The following is a 1,705-nucleotide window of genomic DNA, read 5'->3' as shown; positions in this document are numbered from 1 at the left end:
TCAATGGGCTGACCCAGGCCGTGGAACGTGTGGGAAGCAGGCTCGACCTGTTGAGCAGCGCAAAACCTGCTCCGGCAGTGGCCTCAGCACCCCAGGTGCAAGAAGTAGTTAAGGAAGTGATCAAATATGTGCAGCCGGAGCCGCCGGCGCGTGCGACAATCGGCGTTTTCAGGGGTGTGAAGCTCGAATCCTACGACGTGCCGCGACAAAAATTACGCTAGGGTATTACCGAACGAGTCGGTAGGGGGATCGTCTAGATGCGAATGTTCCGGGGACCACTGGCGGCTGCCGCGCTGGCCTGTTCGATGATGCTACTGTCGATCGATCTTGCCGCCCATGCAGCCGACCGCAAGATCGATGTATCGAACCCCAGCGTCCACCGTGTTTTCCTGCCCATGTCGCAGTCGGTGACGATCCAGGTGAACGCCACGCTGGGCGACATCGTCGTCGGCGACGAGAAGATCGCCGACGCCCAGCCAATGACCGACCGGACGCTCTATGTCATCGGCAAGAGCGCCGGCACCACCACCGTCAACCTCTTTTCCGAGGACAAGCGCTCGCTTGGCGTGATCCAGATCGAGGTCGGCGTCGACGTGAGCGACATGGCGCAAGCGATCCGGCAGGTGGCGCCCAGGGCGCGCATTGATATCGGTTCGGTCAACGGCAAGGTAAGGCTTGGCGGCCATGTCAAGGACGGCGCCACGCTGGCGGCGATCATGCAGGTTGCCCAGCAATATGGCCCTGACGCGATCATAAACGCAGTGACCGTCGACGACAGCCAGCAGGTTAACCTGGAAGTGCGCGTACTGGAGGCCAAGCGCAATGCTGGCCGCGATCTTGGCGTCTCAATCAGGAGCACCAACGGCAGCGGTACGACCCGCACCGGAACCGGAATTGCCGCCGTCGACGAGGATGGTGTCGTGCTGGGGCCGGGCAATCTGCTTACCGGCCTTCTTTCGAACACCAACCCGTTCGCGGCGCTAATCACCCGCGTCATCGACAGCAACATCAAGGTCGACCTGATCATCGAGGCGCTCGAGGCCAAGGGCGTGGTGCGCACCCTTGCCGAACCCAACCTCACCACGCTGTCCGGTGAGCTGGCCAGCTTCAATGCCGGCGGCGAAGTGCCTATCCGCACCCTGAACGATGACGGCGAGATCAGCATCGAGTACAAGCAGTTCGGCGTCAATCTGCTGTTCACGCCGGTCGTGCTCAACGACGACAAGATCAACATCAGGCTGGCGCCGGAAGTCAGCGACCTCACCGGTTTCACCACCGCCGGAGACCCGATCTTCACCAACCGCAAGCTGTCTACCGTCGTCGAACTGCGCGACGGCCAGAGCTTCGCGGTCGGCGGGCTTTTGTCCAGCAAGAACACCAAGCTCCAGAGGCAGGTGCCTTGGCTCGGCCAGGTGCCGATCGTCGGGACGCTGTTCCGGAATTCGAGCAACCAGAAGGAAGAGACCGAACTGGTCGTGATCGTGACGCCACGTATCGTGCGGCCGGTAAAGCCTGGCGAGCAGTTGGCGACGCCGTTCGACAAGACACGGCCGGCCAACGACCCGGAACTCTTCATCCTCGGTCAGCTCGAAGTGACCAAGGACATGGTTCGCAAATATGAGGTCGGCGAAGGTGTCGTCGGCCCCTATGGCCACATGCTCGACCTCAAATCCAAGGACAAGATGATCTATGTCAAAAAATAGCG

The 1,705-nt window shown here is 61.1% G+C and carries 1 protein-coding gene and 1 pseudogene; both read left to right on the top strand.

Annotated features, from left to right (window positions below):
• Nucleotides 1-221 (top strand): annotated as a pseudogene (locus EOA86_RS39715) (Flp pilus assembly protein CpaB); the annotation flags it as partial.
• A gap of 36 nt (nt 222-257) precedes the next feature.
• Nucleotides 258-1,703 (top strand): type II and III secretion system protein family protein, encoded by a 1,446-nt coding sequence (locus tag EOA86_RS33540; protein WP_127208606.1) that lies wholly within the window; start codon nt 258-260, stop codon nt 1,701-1,703.
• Nucleotides 1,704-1,705: the final 2 nt, after the last annotated feature.

Source organism: Mesorhizobium sp. M5C.F.Ca.IN.020.32.2.1, assembly GCF_004023105.1.
GTDB classification, from domain to species: domain Bacteria; phylum Pseudomonadota; class Alphaproteobacteria; order Rhizobiales; family Rhizobiaceae; genus Mesorhizobium; species Mesorhizobium wenxiniae.
Note: the sequence above shows the minus strand (reverse complement) of the source record. Positions and strands in the feature narration are given on the sequence as shown.